This window comes from Pseudomonas sp. MWU13-2100, from assembly GCF_023242365.1.
In the GTDB taxonomy this organism is placed as follows: Bacteria; Pseudomonadota; Gammaproteobacteria; order Pseudomonadales; family Pseudomonadaceae; genus Aquipseudomonas.
Window position 1 is genome coordinate 17146 of record NZ_JALLIX010000048.1, and the last position, 25273, is coordinate 42418.

A 25273-nucleotide genomic window follows, 5' to 3' on the forward strand; every position below is an offset into this window, starting at 1 on the left:
ACTGAAGGGGCTCCGAATCCCGCGTACGACTCGGAGCCTGTGGGAGCGGAGCTTGCCCGCGAAGACGGTTTAAAGGTCGCCCAGCGCGTCGATCAGGGCCTGGTTCTGAGCCGGCAGCCCGATGGTGATCCGCAGGAACTGAGCAATGCGCTCCTGCTTGAAGTGCCGCACGATCACACCCTGCTCGCGGACCTTGGCCGCCAGCGCCGCCGCGTCGTGTTGCGGGTGACGGGCAAAGATGAAGTTCGCCGCCGACGGCAGCACCTCAAACCCCTTGGCCTGCAATTGCGCCACCAGCCACTCGCGACTCTCGATGACCTTGCGGCAACTCTCTTCGAAGTAGGCCCGGTCCGCGAACGCCGCCGCCGCACCGGCAATCGCCATGCGGTCCAGCGGGTAGGAGTTGAAGCTGTTCTTGATCCGTTCCAGGGCCTCGATCAGGTCCGCATGTCCCACCGCCAGGCCGACTCGCAGACCCGCCAGGGAACGCGACTTGGACAGGGTCTGGGTCACCAGCAGGTTCGGGTAACGATCCACCAGGCCGATGGCCGTTTCGCCGCCGAAGTCGATATACGCCTCGTCGACCACCACTACCGAATCCGGGCTGGCCTTGAGGATCCGCTCCACGGCGTCCAGTGCCAGCAGACAACCGGTTGGCGCATTCGGGTTGGGGAAAATGATCCCGCCGTTGGGCCGCGCGTAGTCCGCCACACGGATCTGGAACTGCTCGTCCAGTGGCACAGCGTCGAAGCTGATACCGTAAAGACCGCAATACACCGGGTAGAAGCTGTAGCTGATATCCGGGAACAGCAATGGGCGATCCTGCTGGAACAGACCGTAGAAGATGTGCGCCAGGACTTCGTCGGAACCGTTGCCGAGAAACACCTGGTTGGTCTTCACGCCGTAGTACTCGGCCACGGCGTGCTTGAGCAGGTCACCGTTGGGGTCCGGGTACAGGCGCAGATTGTCGTTCACTTCTGCCTGCATCGCGGCCAGCGCCTTGGGCGAAGGACCGTACGGATTCTCGTTGGTGTTGAGCTTGACCAGCTTGCTCAGCTTCGGTTGTTCACCCGGCACATAGGGCACCAGGTCCTTGACGAATTTGCTCCAGAACTTGCTCATGCTGGTTTCCCCTGTTCCTTATCAGCGACGATCCGATATTCCGCACTGCGGGCGTGAGCGCTCAACGACTCGCCACGGGCCAGTACCGAAGCGGTCTTGCCCAGTTCGGACGCGCCCTGCTCCGAGCAGAAAATGATCGACGAACGTTTCTGGAAGTCATAGACCCCCAGTGGTGACGAGAAGCGTGCGGTACCGGAGGTCGGCAACACATGGTTGGGACCGGCGCAGTAGTCGCCCAGGGCCTCGGAGGTGTGCCGGCCCATGAAGATAGCCCCGGCGTGACGAATCTGCGGCAGCCAGGCCTGCGGGTCGGCGACCGACAGCTCCAGGTGTTCCGGGGCAATGCGGTTGGCCACGTCAATCGCCTGCTGCATATCACGCACCTGGATCAAGGCGCCACGGCCATTGATCGAGGTTTCGATAATGGCGGCGCGCTCCATGGTCGGCAACAACTTGGCAATGCTCGCGGCGACCTGGTCGAGGAACCCGGCATCCGGGCTGACCAGGATCGCCTGGGCATCTTCATCATGCTCGGCCTGGGAAAACAGGTCCATGGCAATCCAGTCCGGGTCGGTCTGGCCGTCGCAGACCACGAGGATCTCCGAGGGGCCGGCGATCATGTCGATACCGACCTGGCCGAATACGTGACGCTTGGCCGTGGCCACGTAGATATTGCCGGGGCCGACCACCTTGTCGACCTTGGGCACGCTCTCGGTGCCGTAGGCCAACGCCGCGACCGCCTGGGCGCCGCCGATGGTGAATACCCGGTCGACCCCGGCGATGCACGCCGCCGCCAGCACCAGTTCGTTGATTTCACCACGGGGTGTCGGTACCACCATCACCACTTCGGCCACCCCCGCCACCTTGGCCGGAATCGCGTTCATCAGTACCGACGACGGATAGGACGCCTTGCCACCCGGCACATACAAGCCGGCACGATCCAGCGGCGTGACCTTCTGGCCCAGTACCGTGCCATCGGCCTCGGTGTAGCTCCAGGAGTCCTGCTTCTGTTTTTCGTGGTAGCTGCGCACGCGCTCGGCGGCTTTTTCCAGGGCCTCGCGCTGTGGTGCGGTAATCCGCGTCAGGGCCAGTTCGAGGCGCTCACGGGGCAGGATCAGCTCGGCCATGGAAGCGACTTCCAGGCCGTCGAAGCGCCGGGTGAACTCCACCAGCGCGGCATCGCCGCGCTCGCGCACGGCCTTGATGATGTCGAGCACCCGCTGGTTGACCGAGTCGTCGGACACACTTTCCCAGCTCAGCAGATGATCCAGATGATGAGCGAAGTCAGGATCGGCAGCGTTGAGTCGGCGAATTGCGTTGGACGTGGTCATAGCGTGGGCCTCAATAATTGGCGAATGCTTGGGAACAGCAGATCTCAGGCGCCGCAAGACTACCAAGCCATCCGCGTGGGCACCTGAGAATTCTGGCTATGACACGGATAGATGGGCGCGGCTCAAGGCCGCGCAATTGAATCAGTTGCGGTGTCGCGACTCCACTGCCTTGCGCAGGGTGTCGATCAGGGACTGGATACGGGCGTGCTGCATTTTCATCGACGCCTTGTTCACCACCAGGCGGGAGCTGATGGTCGCGATCAGTTCCTGGGGTTCCAGGCCGTTGGCCCGCAGGGTATTGCCGGTGTCGACGACGTCGATGATCTTGTCGGCCAGGCCGATCAGCGGTGCCAGTTCCATCGAGCCATAGAGCTTGATGATATCGACCTGACGGCCCTGTTCGGCGTAGTAGCGCTTGGCGACGTTGACGAACTTGGTCGCCACCCGCAGGCGGCCCTTGGGCTCGACGGCACCGATGGCACCCGCGGTCATCAGCCGGCACTGGGCGATCTGCAGGTCCAGGGGTTCATACAGACCCTGGCCGCCGTATTCCATCAGCACATCTTTACCGGCCACACCGAGGTCGGCCGCGCCATGCTCGACATAGGTCGGCACGTCGGTGGCCCGTACGATCAGCAGGCGAACGTCGTCCTGGGTCGTGGGGATGATCAGCTTGCGGCTCTTGTCCGGATTCTCGGTCGGCACGATGCCCGCTTCAGCGAGCAGCGGCAGGGTGTCATCGAGAATGCGGCCCTTGGACAGTGCAATGGTCAGCATGGGGAAACTAAGTCCTTCAACCTGTATCAGTAAGGCTCATTCTCCCTTGCCGGCGCGAGCAGGCTCGCACCGGCAAAGGGGGACAACACTAGCCCGGAACGCGGCGGATCTTGGCACCGAGCATCTGCAACTTCTCTTCGATGCACTCATAACCACGGTCGATGTGGTAGATGCGGTCGATCAGCGTGTCGCCGTCAGCGGTCAGGGCCGAAATCACCAGGCTGGCCGAAGCCCGCAGGTCGGTGGCCATGACCGGCGCGCCTTTCAGGCGTTCGGTGCCGGTGACGATGGCGGTGTTGCCTTCAACCTGGATTTTAGCGCCCATGCGATGCAGTTCGTAAACGTGCATGAACCGGTTTTCGAATATCGTCTCGATCACCGCGCCAGTACCTTCGGCGATGGCGTTGAGCGAAATGAACTGGGCCTGCATGTCGGTCGGGAATGCCGGGTACGGCGCAGTGCGCACGTTGACGGCTTTCGGTCGCTTGCCATGCATGTTCAGCTCGATCCAGTCCTCACCGGTGGTGATTTCAGCACCGGACTCTTTCAGCTTCTCCAGCACGGCTTCAAGAATGGTCGGATCGGTGTCCTTGACCTTGACCCGGCCACCGGTAGCGGCCGCGGCCACCAGGTAGGTGCCGGTCTCGATACGGTCCGGCATCACCTTGTAGGTGGCCGAGTGCAAGCGCTCGACACCGTCGATGGTAATGGTATCGCTACCGGCACCGCTGACCTTGGCGCCCATGGCGTTGAGGAAGTTCGCCAGGTCGACCACTTCCGGCTCGCGCGCGGCGTTCTGCAGCACGCTGCGGCCACGGGCCAGGGCAGCGGCCATCATGATGTTCTCGGTACCGGTCACGGAAACGGTGTCGAAGAAGAAGTTCGCCCCGCGCAGACCGCCTTCCGGCGCCTTGGCCTTGATGTAGCCGCCTTCGACGTCGATGACCGCGCCCATGGCTTCCAGGCCACGGATGTGCAGGTCAACCGGACGCGAGCCGATGGCGCAACCGCCAGGCAGGGCGACTTCGGCTTCGCCGAAACGGGCGACCATCGGCCCCAGCACCAGGATCGAGGCGCGCATGGTTTTCACCAGCTCGTACGGCGCGATCAGGGTCTTGATGGTGCGTGGATCGATTTCCACGCTGAGCTTCTCGTCGATCACCGGCTCAATGCCCATGCGCCCGAACAGCTCGATCATGGTGGTGATGTCGTGCAGGTGCGGCAGGTTGGCCACGGTCACCGGGCCATCGCACAGCAACGTGGCGGCCAGGATCGGCAAGGCGGAGTTCTTCGCCCCGGAAATGCGGATTTCGCCATCAAGACGAACGCCGCCAGTAATAATCAGTTTGTCCATAAGGGTCTCGACGCCAATTCAGGCTCAGGTGCGCTCGGCCCAGGCCGCGCGGCTGAAAAATTTCATAGTGACCGCATGGATGCTGCCATCGGCGATCCACGGGTTCAAATGGGCATAGATGCTCTGCTGACGCTTCACCGGGCTCAGGGCCACCAGTTCGTCGCTAATCACGTTCAGTTGGAAATTGCAGCCTTCGCCTTCAACTTCAACCTGCACCTGTGAAAGAGTGCCTGACAGCTTTTCTTCAAGGAAGCTCTTTACTTCGTAGGCCTGCATGCTCAACCTCAATCGGCGCCCAACGCGCGCGGGTCGGCCATCATACAAAAAAGCCCCGCGCCTGCGAACCCCGCATTGCAGGACTCTGACGGGGGGCTTCTTTATTCATGGCCCTGTCAATGAACGCCGAGGATCTCCGTCAACTCGGAAACCTCGGCGATTTCGCGCATGTCTTGCGGCATGGCGCGAATGCTCAGGGATTTGCCGCCGTCGGCGGCGTCCCGCATGAACGCCAGCAGCAAGGCCAGGCCGACACTGCTGGATTTCTCCACGGCGGAGCAGTCGACCACCAGGGCCGGCGCCGTGCTGGCCTTGATCAGCGCCTGCCCGTCCTTGCGCAAGGCCGGGCCGGTGCTGTAGTCGATCACGCCGGCCAGCAGCACTTCACCTGCCTCACCGGCGCGAACGCTGGCTTCACTCATTCTGTGCGGCCTTCTGCGGACTCTTCTCGGATTCGGCCTTGGCCTTCTCCACTTCACCGGCCCAGTTGTTGATGGTCTGATCCAGGTTGTTGCCGTTGCGCTGCATCGCATCGGCGAACTGATCGCGGAACAGCTTGCCGATATTGATGCCGTTGATGATCACGTTACGCAGTTTCCACTCGCCGTTGATTTTCTCAAGAGTGTAGGAAACCGGATAGATGGTGCCGTTGCTACCCTTGACGGTCATGCCGACACTGGTGCGGTCACCCGACTCATCCTTGGGCGCATCGACAGTGATGCCCTGGTTGTTGTACTCCAGCAAGGCATTGCCATAGAACTGGAACAGACCCTTCTTGAAGTTCTCCGCGAAGGTCTTCATTTGCTCGGGCGTGGCCTTGCGCGAATACTTGACCGTCATGATGCTTTTGGAAATGCCGTCGGCATCGACTACCGGACCGACGATGGTATTGAGCGCATCATAGAAAGCACTGGGGTTTTGCTTGTATTGGGCCTTGTTGGCTGCCAGGTCGGCCAGCATCCGGTCGGTGGTGTTCTTGACCAGGTCATGGGCCGACGTTGTCGCCAGGGCGTTGCCCATCAAGGGCAAAGTCGCCAGCAACACCAGCAGACCGCGTCGCAACATCGAGATCATGGAAAAACTCCTCATTTGGCGTCTTTGTTCACGGTATTGAGCAGGAATTTACCGATCAGATCTTCCAGCACCAGCGACGACTGGGTGTCGTGGATAGTCCCACCATCCTTGAGCAGGGTCTCGTCCCCGCCCACGCTGAGGCCGATGTACTTCTCACCGAGCAAGCCCGCCGTGAGGATAGACGCAGTGGAATCAGTCGGCAGGTTGTTCACGCGTTTCTCAACTTGCATGGTCACCCGGCCGGTGAAACTGTCATGGTCCAGATCGATCGCCGTCACCTTGCCGATGGTGACACCGGCCATGGTGACTTTAGCTCTGACAGTCAAACCGGCGATATTGTCGAAGTACGCATATAATTTATACGTTTCAGTGTTTGTCGTAGGGGACAGCCCGCTGACCCGCAACGCAAGCAGCAGCAAAGCCAGGATGCCAGCCAGCAGAAAAAGGCCGACACCGATTTCCAGGGTGCGGTTTTGCATCAGAAATCTCCAAACATCAAGGCGGTCAGAATAAAGTCAAGGCCCAGCACTGCCAGGGAGGCATAGACCACGGTCTTGGTCGTGGCACGGCTGATCCCTTCGGAAGTGGGTTCGCAGTCGTAGCCTTGAAACACGGCAATCCAGGTCACCACGAAGGCGAACACGATACTTTTGATGATGCCGTTCAGCACATCACTGTTGAATGTCACGCTGTTCTGCATGTTAGCCCAGTAGGAGCCGTCATAGACCCCCAGCCAGTCCACCGCCACCCATGAACCGCCCCAGATCCCGACCACGCTGAAGATCATTGCCAGCACCGGCAGGGAAATGAAGCCGGCCCAGAGCCGCGGCGCGACAATGTACTTGAGTGGATCGACACCGATCATCTCCAGGCTGGACAGTTGCTCGGTGGACTTCATGTTGCCGATTTCGGCGGTCAGCGCCGAACCGGCACGCCCGGCGAACAGCAGCGCGGTGACCACCGGCCCGAGTTCACGCAACAGGGTCAGGGCGACCATTTGCCCCACCGCCTGTTCGGAACCGTAGCTGGAGAGGATATTGAAACCCTGCAGGGCCAGGACCATGCCGATGAAAACCCCGGAGACGACAATGATCACCAGACTCATCACGCCCACGGAATGCAATTGCTTGATCAGCAGCCCGAAGCCGCCGCCGATGCTGCCACGGCCGAACAGCACATGGGAGAGGAACAATGTCGAGCGACCGAGCACGGCGAGCACGTCCAGGCCCGAACGACCGAACAGACGCACTCTCTCGATAAGTGATTTCTTGCGCATTGTCAGCGCTTCCCCAACAGGTCAGTGCGGTAGTCCGCCGCCGGAAAGTGGAACGGTACGGGACCGTCAGGATCGCCGTTCATGAACTGGCGGATACGCGGGTTATCGGCATTCATCAGCTCTTCCGGGGTGCCTTGCCCGAGCACCTCGCCATCACCGACCACATAAAGGTAGTCGGCGATGCTGGCGGTTTCGGCCAGATCGTGGGACACCACGATGCTGGTGATGCCCAGGGCATCATTGAGCAGACGGATCAGGCGCACGAGGACACCCATGGCGATCGGGTCCTGGCCGACGAACGGTTCGTCGTACATGAGGATCTGCGGGTCCAGGGCAATCGCCCGGGCCAGGGCCACACGCCGTTTCATACCGCCGGACAACTCGTCGGGCATCAGGTCGACCGCTCCGCGCAGACCGACTGCCTGCAATTTGAGCAGCACAATGTCCCGGATCATTTCTTCCGGCAGTTCAGTGTGAACCCGCAACGGAAAGGCAACGTTCTCGAAAACGTCCAGGTCAGTGAACAGCGCACCACTCTGGAACAGCACCCCCATGTGCTTGCGCGCGTCGAACAGATCGCCGCGCGACAGGGTGGGGAGGTTCTGACCATTGACCCATACTTCGCCGCCGCTGGGGCGCAGTTGCGCGCCCATCAGCCGCAACAGGGTGGTCTTGCCGCACCCGGAAGGCCCCATGATGCCGGTGACCTTGCCTCGCGGGATACGAATGTCGACATTATTGAAGATGCTGCGCGCACCGCGCTTGAAGGTCACACCCTTCAGCTCGACCGCGTAGGCGTTATCGGCGCTCATCTAAACTCCTTGCGATGCAGCCTCGGACTCGGACACCAGACCTCTCTTGAAAGAGGCGCATACTTCCTGAGCGGGCCGAACTAGCCGCGAACTATATCACCGCTGATACGAGCCGCCCAAGGCCGAAGCCACCCTTGTTCAGGATAAATACAGCCGGGCTTGAGGGCTTGCGAGACAAAAACTGAAGGCAAACTCCTACAGGCACCACGCAAAACGCAATGATCTAGTGTGAGTGACGAGGGCATTGCCGCTATAATCGCGCCTTTTCATCAGGCTATACGATTTCTGACATGAGCCAATCCAGCGACCTGATTCAATCAGCACAACGCACCATCCGCCTCGAACGAGAAGCCGTAGAAGGCCTGCTCGCCCATATCGACGCTGATTTCGTACGCGCTTGCGAAATGATTCTGGCCAGCAAAGGCCGTGTGGTCGTGGTCGGCATGGGCAAGTCCGGACACATCGGCAACAAGATCGCCGCGACCCTGGCCAGCACCGGCACCACGGCGTTTTTCGTCCACCCCGCCGAAGCCAGCCACGGCGACATGGGCATGATCACCCGAGACGACATCATCCTGGCCCTGTCCAACTCCGGCTCGACCGCGGAAATCATCACCCTGCTGCCGTTGATCAAACGCCTGGGCATCCAGTTGATCAGCCTGACCGGCAACCCCGACTCACCACTGGCCAAGGCCGCCGAAGTCAACCTGAACGTGCATGTCGAGCATGAGGCCTGCCCGCTGAACCTGGCGCCGACCTCCTCCACCACCGCGGCCCTGGTGATGGGTGATGCCCTGGCGGTGGCCCTGCTCGAGGCCCGCGGCTTCACCGCCGAAGACTTCGCCTTTTCCCACCCGGGCGGCGCCCTGGGCCGGCGCCTGCTGCTGAAAGTGGAAAATGTCATGCATGCCGGCGACGAGTTGCCACAAGTACTGCGTGGCACCCTGCTGAAAGACGCGCTCATGGAAATGACGCGCAAAGGTCTCGGCATGACCGTGATCGTCGAAGCCGACGGGCGCCTGGCCGGGATCTTCACCGACGGTGACCTGCGCCGAACCCTGGACCGCCCCATCGATATCCACACGGTCCTGATCGAAGACGTCATGACGCCCCACGGCAGGACCGCCCGGGCCGAGATGCTTGCCGCCGAAGCCCTGAAAATCATGGAAGACCACAAGATCAGCGCGCTGGTGGTGGTCGACAGCGAAGATCGCCCGGTGGGCGCCCTGAACATGCACGATCTGCTGCGCGCGGGAGTGATGTAAATGAATGACGATCTGTTGCAACGTGGCAAGGCCATCAAGTTGGCGGTCTTCGACGTCGACGGCGTGCTGACCGACGGTCGCCTGTACTTCCTCGAAGACGGTAGCGAATTCAAGTCGTTCAGCACCCTAGACGGCCAGGGCATCAAGATGCTGATGGCCGCCGGCGTGCAAACCGCTATTATCAGCGGTCGCAAGACCGCACTGGTCGAGCGCCGCGCGCAGAACCTCGGCATCCCCCATGTCTACCAGGGCCGCGAAGACAAGCTGGTGGTGCTCGACGCTCTGCTCGCCCAGCTCAATCTAAGCTATGCACAGGTCGCCTACCTGGGTGACGACCTGCCGGACCTGCCGGTGATCCGCCGCGTCGGACTGGGCATGGCCGTAGCCAACGCCGCCGGCTTCGTCCGCGAACACGCCCACGGCATCACCCGGGCCCGGGGCGGCGATGGCGCCGCCCGCGAATTCTGCGAGCTGATCCTGCAAGCCCAGGGCAGCCTTGAAGCGGCTCACGCCGCCTACCTGTAGAGCTATTTATGCTGAGCAAGAAAATTCGCAATATTCTGCTGTTCGCAGTCATCGCCGCTATTTTCGCGGCCGTTGGCTACTGGAACATCAGCCCGGAACGCTTCCTCGATCGCCCGGTGGCGCCAGTCGATGAAACCCAGATCGACTACTACGCTATCAACGCCCACAGCATTCAGTACATGCCAGACGGTCGCGTACAGTACGACTTGACCGGCGACAAGGTCGAACACCTCAAGGCTTCCGACGTGACCCTGGTGACCAAGCCCGACATGCACATCTACCGCGGCACAGTCTATCCGTGGCATGTCCAGAGCGAGCACGCCGAGGTCAACCCGGACGGCACCGAAATCGAGCTGATCGACTCGGTACGGGTGGCACGAACCGACGAACTACAGCGGGAAGTCATCATTACCAGCAGCCGAATGACAGTATTCCCACAGAAGCAATATGCGCAGACCGAGCAAGCCGTTAGAATCGACGGGGCCGACGGCGTGACCACTGGCAATGGAATGAAAGCGTATTTGAACGACAGCCGGATACACCTGCTGTCCAATGTAAGAGGACAGTATGAGTCTCGTTAAAACCCTCCCTATTTTGCTTGGCCTCGGTGCGGCACTGGGAAGCGTGAACGCCTGGGCACTGCCGACCGACAGCCAGCAGCCGATCCGCATCCAGGCCGACGACGCTCAACTGGACGACAAGCAAGGCATCGCCACCTACAAGGGTGACGTGGTCATTACCCAAGGTTCGATGATCGTCAAGGGCAACACCGTGACGCTGACCCGGACCAAGGACGGCGCCATCGACGTGGTGACCTCCGTGGGCAACCTGGCCTACTTCGAGCAACTGCAGAAAGTCGGTGATCCGAAGCCGGTGCAGGGTTATGGCGTGACGATCCAGTATCACGCCCAGCAGAACCGCATCATCCTGATCGACAAGGCCAAGGTGATCAACGACGGCAACACCACCGAAGGCGAGAAAATCGTCTACGACACGGTGAAGCAGATCGCCCAGGCCGGTCGCGCCAACGGCAGCAAGATCACCGCCCCGCGCCCACGCATCGACATGGTCATCCAGCCGAAGCCGAAAACCGACCAGCAGAAGGCGCAGTAATGGCAACCCTGAAAGCCCAGCATCTGGCCAAGGCCTACAAAAGTCGCCAGGTGGTGCGTGATGTCAGCCTGTCGATCGACAGCGGGCAGATCGTCGGCTTGCTCGGCCCCAACGGCGCCGGCAAGACCACCTGCTTCTACATGATCGTCGGCCTGGTCCAGGCCGACCAGGGTCGTGTGCTGATCGACGACCAGGATGTCAGCCACCAGCCGATGCACGGTCGTGCACGCGCCGGGATCGGCTACCTGCCTCAGGAAGCCTCGATTTTCCGCAAGCTGTCGGTGGCGGACAACATCATGGCGATCCTCGAGACCCGCAAGGAACTCGACAAGAACAGCCGCCGCAAGGAGCTGGAAAGCTTGCTGCAGGAGTTCCACATCAGCCACATCCGCGACAACCTCGGCATGAGCCTGTCCGGTGGCGAACGGCGTCGCGTGGAAATCGCCCGCGCCCTGGCTACCGCGCCGAAATTCATCCTGCTCGATGAGCCCTTCGCTGGGGTCGACCCGATTTCCGTTGGCGATATCAAACAGATCATCTATCACCTCAAGGCCAAGGGCATCGGTGTGCTGATCACCGATCACAACGTCCGCGAGACCCTGGACATCTGCGAAACCGCCTATATCGTCAATGATGGACAGCTGATCGCCGAAGGCGATTCGGCCACTATCCTGGCCAACGAACTGGTCAAGGAAGTCTACCTGGGCCATGAATTCCGCCTGTAAACATCGAGGTAACGGATCAAGCGCCAGAGCGCAACCTGTTCAATAAAAACCACAAGAATTTTATTGTTACAGCGCTCTAGGCAAAGGCTCGGGTTTCAGGCATATAATTTGCTTATGTTTGGCGCCCCGGCGCCCTGTAGAGTGGATGGCGCATGCGCGCCGGCGAATAAGGTGTTAAGCCCCTGCCATGAAACCATCGCTAGTCCTGAGAATGGGCCAGCAGCTGACGATGACACCGCAGCTGCAACAGGCCATCCGCCTGCTCCAATTGTCGACCCTGGACCTTCAGCAGGAAATCCAGGAGGCCCTGGAGTCCAATCCGATGCTCGAACGCCAGGAAGAAGGCGACGACTTCGACAATACCGACCCGCTGGCCGACAACGCCGAGCACAAACCCAACACTGAAATCCAGGAACCCTCCTTCCAGCAGGAAACCGCGCCGACGGTGGACAACCTCGAGGAAGGCGACTGGAACGAGCGCATTCCCAACGAACTACCCGTCGACACCGCCTGGGAAGATGTCTACCAGACCAGCGCCAGCAGCCTGCCGAGCAACGATGACGACGAGTGGGACTTCACCACCCGCACCTCGGTCGGTGAGAGCCTGCAGAGCCATCTGCTCTGGCAACTGAACCTGGCGCCGATGTCCGACACCGATCGACTGATCGCCGTGACCCTGATCGACTGCATCAACAATCAGGGCTACCTGGACGAAACCCTCGAGGAAATCCTCGATGCCTTCGACCCGGAACTGGATATCGAGCTGGACGAGATCGAAGCGGTACTGCATCGCATCCAGCAATTCGAACCGGCCGGCATCGGCGCGCGCAACCTGGGCGAATGCCTGTTGCTGCAATTGCGCCAGCTGCCGGCCCGCACGCCCTGGCTGGCCGAAGCCCAGCGCCTGGTCAGCGACTACATCGACCTGCTCGGCAGCCGCGACTACAGCCAGTTGATGCGGCGCATGAAGCTCAAGGAAGACGAACTGCGCCAGGTCATCGAACTGGTGCAGAGCCTCAACCCGCGCCCGGGCTCGCAAATCGAGTCCAGCGAAGCCGAATACGTCGTCCCCGACGTGATCGTGCGCAAGGACAACGAGCGCTGGCTGGTGGAGCTGAACCAGGAGTCGGTGCCGCGCCTGCGGGTCAACCCGCAGTACGCCGGTTTTGTCCGCCGCGCCGACACCAGCGCCGACAACACCTTCATGCGCAACCAGTTGCAGGAAGCCCGCTGGTTCATCAAGAGCCTGCAGAGCCGCAACGAAACCCTGATGAAAGTCGCCACCCAGATCGTCGAACACCAGCGCGGCTTCCTGGAATACGGTGACGAGGCGATGAAGCCGCTGGTCCTGCATGACATCGCCGAAGCGGTAGGCATGCACGAATCGACGATTTCCCGGGTCACCACGCAAAAATTCATGCATACCCCCCGTGGTATCTACGAACTGAAATACTTTTTCTCCAGCCACGTCAGCACCTCCGAAGGCGGCGAATGCTCGTCCACGGCGATCCGCGCGATCATCAAAAAACTGGTCGCGGCGGAAAATCAGAAAAAGCCGTTGAGTGACAGCAAGATCGCTGGTTTACTGGAGGCACAAGGCATTCAGGTGGCCCGTCGAACCGTCGCCAAATACCGTGAGTCTCTGGGGATCGCCCCCTCCAGTGAACGGAAACGACTGATGTAGTAGACAGGGCCCCGTTACAGCGTCTGGGCTGCGTTCTGAAACCGCTAAGTTTCAGAGCGTGCTCTGTGGCAGGCAATCGCCTGCTGCGTTATGCACTGGCAACGAAGGAGAGGCTGTATGCAAGTCAATATCAGTGGACACCAACTGGAAGTGACCGAACCCCTGCGTGCTTACATCGGCGAGAAGCTCGACCGACTGGAGCGTCATTTCGACAAGATCACCAACGTACAGGTGACCATGGCTGTCGAAAAACTGAAGCAGAAAATCGAAGCCACCTTGCATATCCACGGCGGTGAAGTGGTCGCCAACGCCGAGCATGACGACATGTATGCGGCGATCGACCTGCTCACCGACAAGTTGGACCGACAACTGAAAAAGCATAAGGAAAAGAACCTGCACCTGCTCCAAGGTACAGGTCGCTGACACCCATCCATGATCCGACTTGAAAGCATCCTGACCCCCGGCCGTTCCCTGGTGAACGTGCCGGGCGGCAGTAAAAAGAAAGCCCTCGAGCAAATTGCCAACCTGATCAGCCAAGAAGTCCCTTACCTGGCCATGCAGGATGTCTTCGACGCCCTGGTCGCGCGCGAGAAACTCGGCTCGACCGGTTTCGGCAATGGCATTGCCATCCCACACTGCCGCCTGAAGGGTTGCGTGGCGCCCATCAGCGCCCTGATGCACCTGGACGCCCCCATCGATTTCGACGCCATCGATGGCGCGCCGGTTGACCTGCTGTTCGTCCTGCTGGTCCCGGAAGCCGCCACCGATGCCCATCTGGAGCTGCTGCGGCAGATTGCCAGCATGCTCGACCGCAAGGACGTACGTGACAAGCTGCGCGGTGCGACTTCCAACCAGGCCCTGTATCAGGTGGTCCTGGACGAGCAGAACGGTCACTAACCATGCGCTTGATCATCGTCAGCGGCCGCTCCGGCTCGGGTAAAAGCACTGCCCTCGATGTCCTCGAGGACAACGGCTACTACTGCATCGACAACCTGCCGGCGGGCCTGCTGCCGGAACTGGCCGAGCGCGCGCTGATCCATACCGAGCTGGCGCAACCGCTGGTCGCCGTCTCCATCGACGCGCGCAACCTGCCCAGCCACCTGTCGCGCTTCCCGGAACTGCTCGATGAAGTGCGCAGCCGGCATATCCACTGTGACGTGCTGTACCTGGATGCCGACGAAGAAACCCTGCTCAAACGCTTTTCCGAAACCCGTCGGCGCCACCCGCTGAGCAGCGCCAATCGCTCGCTGGCCGAGGCCATCCGCGACGAAAGCAACCTGCTGGGACCGATCTCGGACCTGGCCGACCTCAAGGTCAATACCACCCACCTGAACCTCTATCAGTTGCGCGACACCATCAAGCTGCGCCTGCTGAACCAGCCGGAGCCGGGCACCGCCTTCCTCGTCGAATCGTTCGGCTTCAAGCGCGGCATGCCGGTGGATGCCGACCTGGTGTTCGACGTGCGCTGCCTGCCCAACCCCTACTGGAAACCGGAACTGCGCGAGCAGTCCGGGCTAGACCAGGCGGTGGTCGACTACCTGGCCGCACAAGCCGACGTCGAGGAGATGTACCAGGATATTTCCAGTTATTTGCTTAAATGGTTGCCGCGTTTTGCCGCCAGCAACCGGGCTTATGTCACTATTGCCATCGGCTGCACGGGCGGGCATCACCGCTCCGTCTACCTCACCGAACGCTTGGGCAAGGCCCTGCAACAATCCCTGAAGAACGTCCAGGTCCGCCACCGCGACCTTAGCTGAAAGGACCACCACCGCGATGCCCGCTCTGGAAATTGAAATCATCAACAAACTGGGCCTGCATGCCCGCGCTTCGGCGAAGTTCGTCGGCGTTGCCGGCCAGTTCCCCTGCCAGATCCGCGCCGGGCGTACACCGGAAAGCATGGTCGACGGCAAGAGCATCATGGCCATGATGATGCTGGCCGCCGGCAAGGGCACCCGGATTCATCTGAAAACCGAGGGCGAGCAGGAAGATGAGGCCATGGCCGCGCTGGTCAAGCTGATCACCAACTATTTCGACGAAGGCGAATAACGCCGAGCGGTCATAGCGATCAAAAAAAGGCGCGCCATCCAGCGGATGGCGCGCCTTTTTAATCAGAGCTATCAGCTACCGGCGACGGTCATCCGCTCGATCAGCACCGAGCCGGTACGGATATGGCTGCGCAGTTCCAGATCACTGCCCACGGCAACGATCTGCTTGAACATATCGCGCATATTGCCGGCAATGGTCACTTCCTGGACCGGGAACTGGATCTCGCCATTCTCGACCCAGAAGCCCGCCGCCCCGCGCGAATAATCCCCGGTGACCATGTTCAGGCCTTGGCCCATCAACTCGGTCACCAGCAGGCCGCGGCCCATGCGCCGGATCAGCGCGTCCTGATCCTCAACCCCATGGGTGACGAACAGGTTGTGCACACCACCGGCGTTGGCGGTGCTCGGCAGGCCCAGCTTACGGCCCGAGTAGGTGCCCAGCACATAGGAGACCAGGGTGCCATTTTCGACGAACGGCTTGGCATAGGTTGCCAGGCCATCGCCGTCAAAGGCCGAGCTGCCCATGCCCTGCATCAGGTGCGGACGCTCGTCGAGGGTCAGCCACTCCGGGAACAGGCGCTGACCCATCGCGCCTTCAAGGAACGAAGACTTGCGGTACAGGTTGCCGCCGGAAATCGCCGAGAGAAAGCTACCGAACAAGCCGCCGGCCAATTCCGCCGAAAACAGCACCGGCACTTCGCAGGTCGGTACCGGACGCGCACCCAGGCGGCTGGCCGCCCGTTGCGCGGCCTTGCGGCCAATGCTCGCGGCATCCGCGAGCAATTCGCCCTGGCGATTGACGTCATACCAGTAGTCGCGCTGCATCTGACCGTCGCCTTCGGCGATCATCACGCAACTGAGGCTGTGCCGGGTCGAGGCCGAACCGCCGATAAACCCATGGCTGTTGCCATACACGCGGCAGCCTTGGGAAGTGCTCAGGGTGGTACCGTCGGCGTTCTTGATCCGACTGTCGGCGTCAAACGCCGCCGCCTCACAGATCAACGCGCGCTCGATGGCCTGCTCAGGACTGATGTCCCAGGCATGGAACAGGTCGAAGTCCTTGAGTTCCTTGGCCATCAGGGCGGCATCAGCCAGGCCCGAATGCTCGTCTTCCGAGGTGTGCTTGGCGATGGCCAAGGCCGCCGCCACGGTTTCGCGAATTGCTTCGGGGCCACTGGCCGAGGTGCTGGCCGAGCCCTTGCGCTGCCCCACGTACAAGGTGATGCCGAAGCCCTGGTCACGGTTGAACTCGACGGTTTCCACTTCCCGCTGGCGCACTGAAGTCGACAGTCCCTGCTCCAGGGATACCGCCACTTCACAGGCACTGGCGCCCTGGCGTTTGGCTTCGGCGAGAATCTGCTCGACCTGCTCCTGCAGGACCGGCAATGCCTGCGGGCCGACGCTTTGTGCTGAACTCATGGCTTTCTCCACTCAAATTCTGCTTTCGGTCAAGGTCTTCGAGCGACCGGGCCGGACAAGCGGCCCCCGACTGGTTATCATGGCGGCGTTTCTTTGCGGACTGCCACCATGGTTGATTCTTACGACGACTCCCTCGATGGGGAGAAAAGCAAAACCCAGGTCAAACGCGAGCTGCATGCTCTGGTTGATCTCGGCGAGCGCCTGACAACACTCAAGCCGGACCTGGTGGCAAAACTGCCACTAACCGACGGCTTGCGCCGTGCCCTGGCCGAAGCGCCGAAGCACACCGCGAATATCGCGCGGAAACGGCATATCCAGTTCATCGGCCGGCTGATGCGCGATCAGGACACTGACGCCATCCTGATGCTGCTGGACCAACTCGATGCCTCCACTCGGCAATACAACGAACGTTTCCACAATCTCGAACGCTGGCGCGATCGCCTGATCGCAGGTGCCGACGATGTTCTGGAAAAGTTCGTCATCGACTACCCGGACGCTGATCGCCAGCAACTGCGCTCCCTGATCCGCCAGGCTCAACACGAGCTTGCGCAGAACAAGGCGCCGGCCGCCAGCCGTAAAATCTTCAAGTACATCCGTGAGCTGGACGAAACTCAACGCGGCCTGCGTTGAGCTTCGCCCCGGGTGAGCCCATCTGGCGCTCACCCGACGCTCCACCTCTTCCTACGACCCCGTGCCACCCACGGTGATCGCATCGATCTTCAAGGTCGGCTGACCAACCCCCACCGGTACCGACTGCCCATCCTTGCCGCACGTGCCCACGCCGCTGTCCAGCGCCAGGTCGTTGCCGACCATCGACACCCGACTCATGGCTTCCGGGCCGTTGCCGATCAGCGTCGCCCCCTTGACCGGTGCGGTGATCTTGCCGTCTTCGATCAGGTAGGCCTCGCTGGTGGAGAACACGAACTTGCCACTGGTGATGTCGACCTGGCCGCCGCCGAGGTTGGCGCAGTAGATGCCGCGTTTCACCGAAGCGATGATTTCCGCCGGATCGCTTTCGCCACCGAGCATGTAGGTGTTGGTCATGCGCGGCATCGGCAGGTGCGCGTAGGACTCGCGACGACCGTTGCCGGTACGCGCCACGCCCATCAGCCGGGCATTGAGCTTGTCCTGCATATAACCTTTGAGCACGCCGTTTTCGATCAGCGTGGTGCACTCGGTCGGCGTGCCTTCGTCATCGACGCTCAGGGAGCCGCGGCGGCCCGCCAGGGTGCCGTCATCGACGATGGTGCAGAGCTTCGACGCAACCATCTCGCCCATCCGCCCGCTATAGGCCGAACTGCCCTTGCGGTTGAAGTCGCCTTCCAAGCCGTGGCCGACCGCTTCGTGCAGCAGCACCCCGGACCAACCGGAACCAAGCACCACCGGCAAGGTGCCGGCCGGCGCGGGAATCGCTTCGAGATTGACCAGCGCCTGGCGCAGGGCCTCGCGGGCATACCCCATGGCCCGGTCTTCAGTGAGGAAATAACGATAGTCGGTACGCCCGCCACCGCCGTGCCCGCCGCGTTCACGCCGGCCGTTCTGCTCGACGATCACGCTGACATTGAAGCGCACCAGCGGCCGCACATCCGCCGCCAGGCCGCCGTCGGTGGAGGCGACAAGAATCCGCTCCCAGACCCCGGCCATGCTCACCGAGACCTGCTGGATACGCGGATCCAGGGCACGGGTGGCGACATCGACACGCTTGAGCAATTCGACCTTCTCGGCACGGCTCATGACGTCCAGCGGGTTATCCGGCGCATACAACTGCGTCACTTCCTGGCTGCTGAACACCTGCACCTTGCCATGCTGCCCGGCCCGGGAAATCGAACGGGCGGCACGCGCCGCCGAGCCCAGGGCTTCGAGGGTAATGGCGTTGCTGTAGGCAAAACCGGTTTTTTCACCGGACTGGGCGCGCACGCCGACACCCTGGTCAAGGTTGAAACTGCCTTCCTTGACGATGCCGTCTTCCAGGGCCCAGGACTCGGAAATCTGCCCCTGGAAATACAGGTCGGCGGCATCGATGCCCGGCCCGGCCAGATCGCCCAGCACCGCCTGCAGGCTTTCGATGGTTACGCCACCCGGCGCCAACAGGTGTTCGCTGACTGAGGACAACAACTCGCTCATAGTTTTGCGCCTTATTTCGTCATTCCGATGCAGGTCGCTGCGCGCCCTGCGAGAAAAAGCGCCGATGGCTCGCCACCGGCATCCGCGCCCGGATGGACGCCTGTTCATTACTGTCGCGTTCGGCCAGCAACACCGCTTCGCCTTGATCCTGTTCGGCGACGATGCGCCCCCAGGGGTCGACAATCGCCGCGTGGCCAAAGGTTTCCCGCGGCCCCGGATGCACCCCGCCCTGGGCTGCCGCCAGCAGGTAGCACTGGGTCTCGATGGCCCGGGCGCGAATCAGCACCTCCCAGTGCGCCGCCCCCGTCACAGCGGTAAAGGCCGAGGGTGCGGTGATCAATTCGGCACCGGCCTTGCGCAACTCACTGTAGAGCTCGGGAAAGCGCAGGTCGTAACACACACTCAGGCCCAGGCGTCCTACCGGGGTATCGGCCACCACCACCTGGCTGCCATAAGCATAGTCATCGGATTCGCGATAACGCCCGCGCGTATCCGCCACGTCCACATCGAACAGATGCAGCTTGTCGTAACGCGCCACCGCCTCGCCCTGCTCATCGATCAACAGCGAACAGGCGTTGGCCTTGGCGCGCGGCTGGTCGACAGGCGGCAATGGCAAGGTGCCCGCCACTATCCATAACTTGAGGTCGCGGGCGGCCTGTTTCAACCAGGGCAGGATCGGTCCTTCACCCAAGGCTTCGGCGCGGCCGATCTCGGCGATGTCGCGACGGCCCATGGCGGCGAAGTTCTCCGGTAGCACGGCCAGCCGGGCCCCGCCTTCGGCAGCCCGCTCCAGCAGCGCGCGTGCCTGGGCCAGGTTGGCCAGGACATCGCTCTGGCTGACCATCTGGATGACGGAAAAGGTCATGGCGCACTCCTTCAAAGACATAGCGTCATGCTACTCCATGCAGCGGCATGCCCAGTACGAAAAATGCCGGCGCAACCCGTTTGCGCCGGAGCCTTACTTCGACTTGTCAAACGGCTTGTCGAAAGTGATCTTCGGTTCTTTCCAGGGGCCGGTAATGCTGTATTTGACGCTGGCGAAGCGCGCCACGCGGTCACCGATCAACTTGTCGATCAGGAACAGCGCGCCGCCGATGGCCGGCGCACCGACGATCAACGCGGCAATCGGCAGGTTGTTGGTCACCGGCAAGGTCACCAGCAGCTTGGCATCGACCCGGTCGGCAACCATATCGAGGGTGCCATTGAGTTCCAGGTTGCTCGAAGGCCCCGTCAGGGTGATCGGATTGCGCGTCACATACACGCCATCGCTGGCCACCAGCAGGCCCTTGACCCGATCGTAGCTGAGGCCTTTGCCCAACAGGTCGGAAAAGTCCAGGCGCAGGCGGCGGCCGATGGAGTTGAAGTTCAACAGGCCAAATACCCGCAGGGCCTGGGCACCGCCGTCAGCCTCGACGAACTGGCCCTTGTTCAGGGTCGCATCGATACTGCCCGAGAAGCGCTTGGGCCCGACCCAGGCCGGCGAGCCGGGCCAACGGCCATCGACATCGACCTGGAAATCCTCACTGGTGACAGTCGGGGCAAAGCTCCAGGCCTTGAGCACGTCCGCCAGGTTCTTGCCTTCCAGGCGCCCGTTGAACCAACTGCCGCTGCTGCCGGGAAGCCCTTCCCAGCCACCAGAGCCTTGCAGTTGCAAGCCTTTGAGGCCGAGATTGAGGTCATTGAGCCTGATGCCCTTGGGGGTCGGGCGCGCCTTGAGCGACCAGGCACCGACCAGGTCATTGCCCTGGAACAGTTGCTCGATGCTCACGTCCACGGCTGGAATCTGTCGGGGATCGACCGAGGCCAACGGGTCCGGGGCATTCTCATCGGCGACTACACTCGGGTCCGGCGCCGGCAGGCGCACATAGGCCAGCTTGACGCCAATCGGCACATCCTTGGCATCCGGCAAGGTCACGCTGCCCTTGGCCTGCTGGCTGTCGATCCGCAAGCCCCAGGCATTGGCGCTGCGGGCCATCTGCAGATTCACCTGGTCGAACCGGCTACCGAAAGCGCTGAGCTTGCCGACCTTGAAATCCGCGCTGCTGAGCAATTGCTTGGCACTGCCGCCCGGGTCCTGGCCGGCATACCGGTCAGCGACGGCTTTCCACGGTTCCAGGTCCAGCTCCGACAACACTCCACGGATCCGCAGGCCCTGGGCCGTCGGCAGTTGCGCGGAGCCGTCGCCGAGGAACAATTCGCCACGGCCCTCGCCGAACCTGCCGCTCGGCGCGGCAAAGGTGAAGTTGGCCAGGTTGCCGTAATTGAACCAGTAACGCCGCTCGGCACCTTGCAAGGTCATGCGGAACACGCTGTCGCGCCCCAGGCTGGCCGGCATGCCGAACGGCGCCGGCAAGTCGACGGCAACGCCTTTGAGGCTGGAGTTGATCATCAACTGGCTGTCGGCACCGTCCAGGGTCAGTTGCAACTGGTAAGGCAGGTCACCCGAGACCGGCAACGGCTGGCTGACATTCAGCCAATCGCTGAGCTTCTTGATCGCCACCTGCCCCTTGGCCACCACCCGGGTATTGAGGCTGCCCGGTTTGCCGTCGGCGAAAATCTGCGCGCTGATGGGCCGCTCGAATGCCTGGGCACTGATATTTCCGGCACTCAGGCCCTTGGCGCTGTCGAAGCGGAAATCACCCTTGAGCTGGCTCAGTTCCAACGCCGGATCAGGCAGCTTGAGCGTGGCCTTGTCGGTCTTGAAATCCACCAGGATCTTCGGTTCCTCGGCCTTGACCAGTGGCACATCGAGGCTCACCTTGCCCGACAGGTCACCCGTGGCCTGCCAGCCGGCAAAGGTCGCGCCAGTGCCGATCGGTGCTTCCTGGAGAATCTTCAGGCCGTCGCCCAGGCCACCGGCAAAGTTGCCGTCGAGGAACATATGGCTGTGTTGCCCGCTGGGCACATGGGGAATATTGACCATGATGTCGCTGACCTGGGTGTTGAGCAACTGGCCTTCGCTGGCGTTGATCCGCACCCCGCTGTCCTCGATAAAGACATCACCCTTGACCTTGCTGACATGGGGCCAGCCCGGCTGGAACGCCAGCTCGGCATCATGGACCTTGAAGAACAGGCTGATATTGCGCGCCGCGGCCACGGCGTCGTGGTTCAGCGAGCCCTGGTACTGGAAGAAGCCCTGCTCCACCGCGCCATGCAGGATCGAACTGCGCAACCATTCGTCCAGCGCCGGGCTCAACACCGCCGGCAGGTACTTGGGGGTGAAACGACCTTCGCCATCCACCAGGCCGACCCGCAGGTCCATGTAGTCTTCCGTGCCCTGGGCAAAGTGCAGGCGAATCAGGAAGTCGGCGGCGATCTTGCCTTCTTCCCCGAGCACCTTGATGTAGGGCGCGATCAGGGTGAAACCTTCCTGGTCCAGGCGCCAGGTCAGGCGCGCATTGGCTTGCAGGTACTGCCAGGGTTTGTTGAAAATCGGGTACAGGTACAGGGAGAAATCCTTGCTGTCCATGCGCAGTTCGCCCTGGCCGAGGTCGCCACTGATGCTGCCGCTGACATTACGCGCCGCCGGGGCGCCGTGGTAGGCATCGAAGCCGACCCGTTCCAGGTTCGCGGCGAAACTCAGCTTTTGATCGCCGGTTTCCTGGGGCCGGTAATCCAGCAGCACGTTGCGCAGGGCGCCGCTGACGTTCAGGTGATCGATGGTCGTGGCCAGGCCTTCAGGCAGGGGCGCCAGGGCGTCGAGCAAGGGGGTGAGCGGCGTCAGGTCCAGGCGATCGGCCTGCAAGTGCCAGCGCTCCGGTTCTTTGTCGGTGGCGGCGAGTTGCTGCAATTGCAAGTGGCTTTCCCAGCGCGTCTTGCCCAGGCTCATCGCCAGGGAGTTGAGCTGCACGTCAAACCCCTGCCCGGTGTGCTGGACATAGGCGTTGAGGGCCAGGTTGTCGATGCTGACCGCCTTGCGCTGGGCATAGGCGCCCCGGAATTGCGGCGCATTGAGCCGGACCACGGCGCTCTGCACCGTACCATTGGCCCAGTTCAACCAGAACTCGCCACCGGCCTTGAGCTCGGTGATGTTCATCTGCCCGGTCAGCCGCGTCGGCAGCCAGTGCGCCCAGTCGCTTTGCGGCAGGCTCAGGTAGGCTTGCGCCGTGCCATTGCGCCAGTCGCTGGCGCGCAGGCGGGTTTTCAGGTTCAGGGCCAGGGGTTGGCCGTCGGGCAAATTCAAGCGCAGGTCGAGGCGCTGGCGGGACACACCGCTTTCCAGGTTGAGACCGATGTAAGTCAGGCTCAGCGGTGATCGGCCGAACGGCTGCAAGGTCAACTGGCTGTCGAGCACCGACAACTGCTTGATCATCTGCGCACGGGTCAGCCACTGCGCGGGATCCAGCGGCTGGTCGTCCTGCACCGGAAAACCCTGGAGGGCCCAGTGGCCGTCCTGGTCTTCCTTCAAACTCAGTTGCAGGCCACTGAGCTCAAGATGGGCAATCCGCACTTCGCGGGCCCGCAGGCTGGCCCAGAGATCGGGAGTCACCTGGACCTTGTCCAGCAACAGCGCCGAAGCGCCCTCGCCAACTCTTACATCGTGGGCCAGCAGCACCGGCGTCAAGCCCTGCCAGCGCCCTTCCAGCCTGCCAATGGACAGCGGCAGGCCGACGGCGGCCTGGGCCTTGCTTTCGATTTCGGTGCGGTACTCGGCCACCAGCGGCACCAGTTGCCGGCCCAGGCTGACATACAATGCCACCAGTACCAGCAACAACGCACCGAGGCCCATGCTCCAGCGGGTCAGGCCGGCAACAAAGCGTGTCAGACGCTCCATGTCAGTGCCCCCTCAGGCAAGGTTCAGTGAACAGGTCGACGCAGGACCGGGCTTGCAGGTTCTCAGTACAGGAAATCAGAGCAGCACCACGTCATATTGTTCCTGGGAATACATGGTCTCGACCTGGAAACGAATGGTGCGGCCGATAAAGCCTTCCAGCTCGGCGACATTGCCGGACTCCTCGTCCAGCAGACGGTCGACGACCTTCTGGTTGGCCAACACTCTATAACCTTCGGCCTGGTAGGCGCGGGCCTCACGCAAGATTTCACGAAAAATCTCGTAGCAAACTGTTTCCGGGGTCTTCAACTTTCCGCGCCCCTGGCAACTGCCGCAGGGCTCGCACAATACCTGCTCGAGGCTTTCGCGGGTGCGCTTGCGGGTCATCTGCACCAGGCCCAGCTCGGTGATGCCGATGATGTTGGTCTTGGCGTGATCGCGCTCCAGCTGCTTTTCCAGGGTCCGCAGGACTTGGCGCTGATGCTCCTCGTCTTCCATGTCGATGAAGTCGATGATGATGATTCCGCCGAGGTTGCGCAGGCGCAGTTGCCGGGCAATCGCGGTGGCCGCTTCGAGGTTGGTCTTGAAGATGGTTTCTTCAAGGTTGCGATGACCGACGAAGGCCCCGGTGTTGACGTCGATGGTGCTCATGGCTTCGGCCGGGTCGACCACCAGGTAGCCGCCGGACTTGAGCGGCACCTTGCGCTCCAGGGCCTTCTGGATCTCGTCCTCGACACCGTACAGGTCGAAGATCGGCCGCTCGCCGGGGTAGTGCTCCAGGCGGTCGGCGATTTCCGGCATCAGTTCGGCGACGAACTGCGTGGTCTTCTGGAAGGTTTCCCGCGAGTCGATGCGAATCTTCTCGATCCTCGGGCTGACCAGGTCGCGCAGGGTGCGCAGGGCCAGCCCCAGGTCTTCGTAGATCACGCTGGGGGCGCCGATGGTCTTGATCTGCGCGCCGATCTGGTCCCACAGGCGCCGCAGGTAGCGGATGTCCATCATGATCTCATCGGCCCCGGCACCCTCGGCCGCCGTGCGCAGGATAAAGCCGCCGGCTTCGGTGATGCCTTCGCGGGCCACGCAATCGCTGACCACCTGCTTGAGGCGCTCGCGCTCGGCTTCGTCCTCGATCTTCAGGGAAATGCCGACATGCGCGGTACGCGGCATGTACACCAGGTAACGCGAGGGGATCGACAGTTGCGTGGTCAGGCGCGCGCCCTTGGTGCCGATGGGATCCTTGGTGACTTGCACCACCAGGCTCTGCCCTTCGTGCACCAGCGCGCTGATGCTTTCGACGGCCGGCCCTTCGCGCATGGAGATTTCCGAGGCGTGGATAAACGCCGCCCGGTCCAGGCCGATGTCGACGAACGCCGCCTGCATGCCCGGCAACACCCGCACCACCTTGCCCTTGTAGATATTGCCGACGATCCCGCGTTTCTGCGTACGCTCGACATGAACCTCTTGCAACACGCCGTTTTCTACCACCGCCACGCGCGATTCCATCGGCGTGATGTTGATCAGGATCTCTTCACTCATGGCTGGGTCTCGTTCAGGCGTATTCACAATAAAATTGCCATATC

26 protein-coding genes are annotated in these 25273 nt (G+C 61.9%); 11 read left to right on the forward strand and 15 right to left on the reverse strand.

What is annotated here, in order from left to right; genetic code table 11:
- Positions 1-69: 69 nt before the first annotated feature.
- The 10 genes from hisC to M5B99_RS25365 all read right to left on the reverse strand — a co-directional run bounded on the left by hisC (position 70) and on the right by M5B99_RS25365 (position 8022).
- Positions 70-1122: a histidinol-phosphate transaminase gene (hisC, locus tag M5B99_RS25320; RefSeq protein WP_248806626.1), complete on the reverse strand. Its 1053-nt coding sequence runs from the start codon at positions 1120-1122 to the stop codon at positions 70-72.
- On the reverse strand, positions 1119-2453 hold the full coding sequence (hisD, locus tag M5B99_RS25325) for a histidinol dehydrogenase (RefSeq protein WP_248806627.1): 1335 nt from the start codon (positions 2451-2453) through the stop codon (positions 1119-1121). The genes hisC and hisD overlap by 4 nt, the downstream gene beginning before the upstream one ends.
- Before the next feature lie 141 nt (positions 2454-2594).
- Positions 2595-3230 carry an ATP phosphoribosyltransferase gene (gene hisG / locus M5B99_RS25330; RefSeq protein ID WP_100942233.1) on the reverse strand — a complete coding sequence of 212 codons (636 nt, stop codon included), beginning with the start codon at positions 3228-3230 and terminating at the stop codon, positions 2595-2597.
- Between the two features lie 88 nt (positions 3231-3318).
- A complete protein-coding gene (murA, locus tag M5B99_RS25335; RefSeq protein WP_248806628.1) occupies positions 3319-4584 on the reverse strand; it encodes a UDP-N-acetylglucosamine 1-carboxyvinyltransferase in 1266 nt (421 codons plus the stop codon).
- 24 nt (positions 4585-4608) lie between these two features.
- A complete protein-coding gene (locus M5B99_RS25340) occupies positions 4609-4860 on the reverse strand; it encodes a BolA family protein (RefSeq protein WP_248806629.1) in 252 nt (83 codons plus the stop codon).
- Between the two features lie 116 nt (positions 4861-4976).
- Entirely contained in the window at positions 4977-5282 is a 306-nt protein-coding gene (locus tag M5B99_RS25345; protein ID WP_248806630.1) for a lipid asymmetry maintenance protein MlaB, read from the reverse strand.
- Positions 5275-5934, reverse strand: coding sequence for a phospholipid-binding protein MlaC (locus M5B99_RS25350; protein WP_248806631.1), 660 nt, complete (start codon positions 5932-5934; stop codon positions 5275-5277). Before M5B99_RS25350 ends, M5B99_RS25345 begins: the two co-directional genes overlap by 8 nt.
- Positions 5935-5945: 11 nt before the next feature.
- The gene (gene mlaD, locus M5B99_RS25355) at positions 5946-6413 is read right to left on the reverse strand and encodes an outer membrane lipid asymmetry maintenance protein MlaD (protein WP_248806632.1); all 468 of its coding nucleotides are present in this window, start codon (positions 6411-6413) and stop codon (positions 5946-5948) included.
- Positions 6413-7210: a lipid asymmetry maintenance ABC transporter permease subunit MlaE gene (gene mlaE / locus M5B99_RS25360; protein WP_248806633.1), complete on the reverse strand. Its 798-nt coding sequence runs from the start codon at positions 7208-7210 to the stop codon at positions 6413-6415. The genes mlaD and mlaE overlap by 1 nt, the downstream gene beginning before the upstream one ends.
- Before the next feature lie 2 nt (positions 7211-7212).
- Positions 7213-8022, reverse strand: a complete 810-nt coding sequence (locus M5B99_RS25365; RefSeq protein ID WP_248806634.1) for an ATP-binding cassette domain-containing protein — start codon at positions 8020-8022, stop codon at positions 7213-7215.
- A 290-nt stretch (positions 8023-8312) separates the two neighbouring features.
- On the opposite strand from M5B99_RS25365, the gene M5B99_RS25370 reads away from it, so the two are divergent.
- The 10 genes from M5B99_RS25370 to M5B99_RS25415 all read left to right on the forward strand — a co-directional run bounded on the left by M5B99_RS25370 (position 8313) and on the right by M5B99_RS25415 (position 15380).
- Positions 8313-9287 (forward strand): KpsF/GutQ family sugar-phosphate isomerase, encoded by a 975-nt coding sequence (locus M5B99_RS25370; RefSeq protein WP_248806635.1) that lies wholly within the window; start codon positions 8313-8315, stop codon positions 9285-9287.
- Positions 9288-9812 carry a KdsC family phosphatase gene (locus M5B99_RS25375; protein WP_248806636.1) on the forward strand — a complete coding sequence of 175 codons (525 nt, stop codon included), beginning with the start codon at positions 9288-9290 and terminating at the stop codon, positions 9810-9812.
- A gap of 8 nt (positions 9813-9820) precedes the next feature.
- Positions 9821-10393 (forward strand): LPS export ABC transporter periplasmic protein LptC, encoded by a 573-nt coding sequence (lptC, locus tag M5B99_RS25380; protein ID WP_248806637.1) that lies wholly within the window; start codon positions 9821-9823, stop codon positions 10391-10393.
- Positions 10380-10925 (forward strand): lipopolysaccharide transport periplasmic protein LptA, encoded by a 546-nt coding sequence (lptA, locus tag M5B99_RS25385; RefSeq protein WP_248806638.1) that lies wholly within the window; start codon positions 10380-10382, stop codon positions 10923-10925. The genes lptC and lptA overlap by 14 nt, the downstream gene beginning before the upstream one ends.
- Positions 10925-11650, forward strand: a complete 726-nt coding sequence (gene lptB / locus M5B99_RS25390) for an LPS export ABC transporter ATP-binding protein (protein WP_248806639.1) — start codon at positions 10925-10927, stop codon at positions 11648-11650. The genes lptA and lptB overlap by 1 nt, the downstream gene beginning before the upstream one ends.
- A gap of 187 nt (positions 11651-11837) precedes the next feature.
- Complete coding sequence (locus tag M5B99_RS25395; protein ID WP_100942246.1) at positions 11838-13334, forward strand: RNA polymerase factor sigma-54; 1497 nt, start codon at positions 11838-11840, stop codon at positions 13332-13334.
- A 117-nt stretch (positions 13335-13451) separates the two neighbouring features.
- Positions 13452-13757, forward strand: coding sequence for a ribosome hibernation-promoting factor, HPF/YfiA family (gene hpf / locus M5B99_RS25400; protein ID WP_017126531.1), 306 nt, complete (start codon positions 13452-13454; stop codon positions 13755-13757).
- A gap of 9 nt (positions 13758-13766) precedes the next feature.
- Complete coding sequence (gene ptsN / locus M5B99_RS25405) at positions 13767-14231, forward strand: PTS IIA-like nitrogen regulatory protein PtsN (protein ID WP_248806640.1); 465 nt, start codon at positions 13767-13769, stop codon at positions 14229-14231.
- A 2-nt stretch (positions 14232-14233) separates the two neighbouring features.
- Positions 14234-15091, forward strand: a complete 858-nt coding sequence (gene rapZ, locus M5B99_RS25410) for an RNase adapter RapZ (protein WP_248806641.1) — start codon at positions 14234-14236, stop codon at positions 15089-15091.
- A 16-nt stretch (positions 15092-15107) separates the two neighbouring features.
- A complete protein-coding gene (locus M5B99_RS25415; RefSeq protein WP_248806642.1) occupies positions 15108-15380 on the forward strand; it encodes an HPr family phosphocarrier protein in 273 nt (90 codons plus the stop codon).
- A 71-nt stretch (positions 15381-15451) separates the two neighbouring features.
- Here the strand turns inward: M5B99_RS25415 and pmbA are convergent, their stop codons facing one another.
- Positions 15452-16798: a metalloprotease PmbA gene (gene pmbA, locus M5B99_RS25420; protein WP_248806643.1), complete on the reverse strand. Its 1347-nt coding sequence runs from the start codon at positions 16796-16798 to the stop codon at positions 15452-15454.
- A 108-nt stretch (positions 16799-16906) separates the two neighbouring features.
- Here pmbA and yjgA point away from each other — a divergent pair, with 108 nt between their 5' ends.
- Positions 16907-17428 carry a ribosome biogenesis factor YjgA gene (yjgA, locus tag M5B99_RS25425; RefSeq protein ID WP_248794852.1) on the forward strand — a complete coding sequence of 174 codons (522 nt, stop codon included), beginning with the start codon at positions 16907-16909 and terminating at the stop codon, positions 17426-17428.
- A gap of 51 nt (positions 17429-17479) precedes the next feature.
- On the opposite strand, the gene tldD is transcribed toward yjgA, so the two are convergent.
- From tldD to rng, 4 genes are all read right to left on the reverse strand, one after another.
- Positions 17480-18922: a metalloprotease TldD gene (tldD, locus tag M5B99_RS25430; RefSeq protein WP_100942256.1), complete on the reverse strand. Its 1443-nt coding sequence runs from the start codon at positions 18920-18922 to the stop codon at positions 17480-17482.
- A gap of 19 nt (positions 18923-18941) precedes the next feature.
- On the reverse strand, positions 18942-19787 hold the full coding sequence (locus M5B99_RS25435; protein WP_248806644.1) for a carbon-nitrogen hydrolase family protein: 846 nt from the start codon (positions 19785-19787) through the stop codon (positions 18942-18944).
- Positions 19788-19880: 93 nt separating this feature from the next.
- The gene (locus M5B99_RS25440; protein WP_248806645.1) at positions 19881-23696 is read right to left on the reverse strand and encodes a YhdP family protein; all 3816 of its coding nucleotides are present in this window, start codon (positions 23694-23696) and stop codon (positions 19881-19883) included.
- Positions 23697-23771: 75 nt separating this feature from the next.
- Positions 23772-25229, reverse strand: coding sequence for a ribonuclease G (rng, locus tag M5B99_RS25445; RefSeq protein ID WP_248806646.1), 1458 nt, complete (start codon positions 25227-25229; stop codon positions 23772-23774).
- Positions 25230-25273: the final 44 nt, after the last annotated feature.

Coding starts and splice junctions, on each gene's coding strand:
- M5B99_RS25345 (WP_248806630.1), bottom strand. CDS start 5,282: ATGAGTGAAGCCAGCGTTCGCGCCGGTGAGGCAGGTGAAGTGCTGCTG.
- M5B99_RS25375 (WP_248806636.1), top strand. CDS start 9,288: ATGAATGACGATCTGTTGCAACGTGGCAAGGCCATCAAGTTGGCGGTC.
- hisD (WP_248806627.1), bottom strand. CDS start 2,453: ATGACCACGTCCAACGCAATTCGCCGACTCAACGCTGCCGATCCTGAC.
- mlaE (WP_248806633.1), bottom strand. CDS start 7,210: ATGCGCAAGAAATCACTTATCGAGAGAGTGCGTCTGTTCGGTCGTTCG.
- rapZ (WP_248806641.1), top strand. CDS start 14,234: ATGCGCTTGATCATCGTCAGCGGCCGCTCCGGCTCGGGTAAAAGCACT.
- M5B99_RS25350 (WP_248806631.1), bottom strand. CDS start 5,934: ATGATCTCGATGTTGCGACGCGGTCTGCTGGTGTTGCTGGCGACTTTG.
- M5B99_RS25365 (WP_248806634.1), bottom strand. CDS start 8,022: ATGAGCGCCGATAACGCCTACGCGGTCGAGCTGAAGGGTGTGACCTTC.
- M5B99_RS25370 (WP_248806635.1), top strand. CDS start 8,313: ATGAGCCAATCCAGCGACCTGATTCAATCAGCACAACGCACCATCCGC.
- lptC (WP_248806637.1), top strand. CDS start 9,821: ATGCTGAGCAAGAAAATTCGCAATATTCTGCTGTTCGCAGTCATCGCC.
- murA (WP_248806628.1), bottom strand. CDS start 4,584: ATGGACAAACTGATTATTACTGGCGGCGTTCGTCTTGATGGCGAAATC.
- yjgA (WP_248794852.1), top strand. CDS start 16,907: ATGGTTGATTCTTACGACGACTCCCTCGATGGGGAGAAAAGCAAAACC.
- tldD (WP_100942256.1), bottom strand. CDS start 18,922: ATGAGCGAGTTGTTGTCCTCAGTCAGCGAACACCTGTTGGCGCCGGGT.
- mlaD (WP_248806632.1), bottom strand. CDS start 6,413: ATGCAAAACCGCACCCTGGAAATCGGTGTCGGCCTTTTTCTGCTGGCT.
- lptA (WP_248806638.1), top strand. CDS start 10,380: ATGAGTCTCGTTAAAACCCTCCCTATTTTGCTTGGCCTCGGTGCGGCA.
- hisG (WP_100942233.1), bottom strand. CDS start 3,230: ATGCTGACCATTGCACTGTCCAAGGGCCGCATTCTCGATGACACCCTG.
- rng (WP_248806646.1), bottom strand. CDS start 25,229: ATGAGTGAAGAGATCCTGATCAACATCACGCCGATGGAATCGCGCGTG.
- hisC (WP_248806626.1), bottom strand. CDS start 1,122: ATGAGCAAGTTCTGGAGCAAATTCGTCAAGGACCTGGTGCCCTATGTG.
- M5B99_RS25395 (WP_100942246.1), top strand. CDS start 11,838: ATGAAACCATCGCTAGTCCTGAGAATGGGCCAGCAGCTGACGATGACA.
- M5B99_RS25340 (WP_248806629.1), bottom strand. CDS start 4,860: ATGCAGGCCTACGAAGTAAAGAGCTTCCTTGAAGAAAAGCTGTCAGGC.
- pmbA (WP_248806643.1), bottom strand. CDS start 16,798: ATGAGTTCAGCACAAAGCGTCGGCCCGCAGGCATTGCCGGTCCTGCAG.
- hpf (WP_017126531.1), top strand. CDS start 13,452: ATGCAAGTCAATATCAGTGGACACCAACTGGAAGTGACCGAACCCCTG.
- ptsN (WP_248806640.1), top strand. CDS start 13,767: ATGATCCGACTTGAAAGCATCCTGACCCCCGGCCGTTCCCTGGTGAAC.
- lptB (WP_248806639.1), top strand. CDS start 10,925: ATGGCAACCCTGAAAGCCCAGCATCTGGCCAAGGCCTACAAAAGTCGC.
- M5B99_RS25435 (WP_248806644.1), bottom strand. CDS start 19,787: ATGACCTTTTCCGTCATCCAGATGGTCAGCCAGAGCGATGTCCTGGCC.
- M5B99_RS25440 (WP_248806645.1), bottom strand. CDS start 23,696: ATGGAGCGTCTGACACGCTTTGTTGCCGGCCTGACCCGCTGGAGCATG.
- M5B99_RS25415 (WP_248806642.1), top strand. CDS start 15,108: ATGCCCGCTCTGGAAATTGAAATCATCAACAAACTGGGCCTGCATGCC.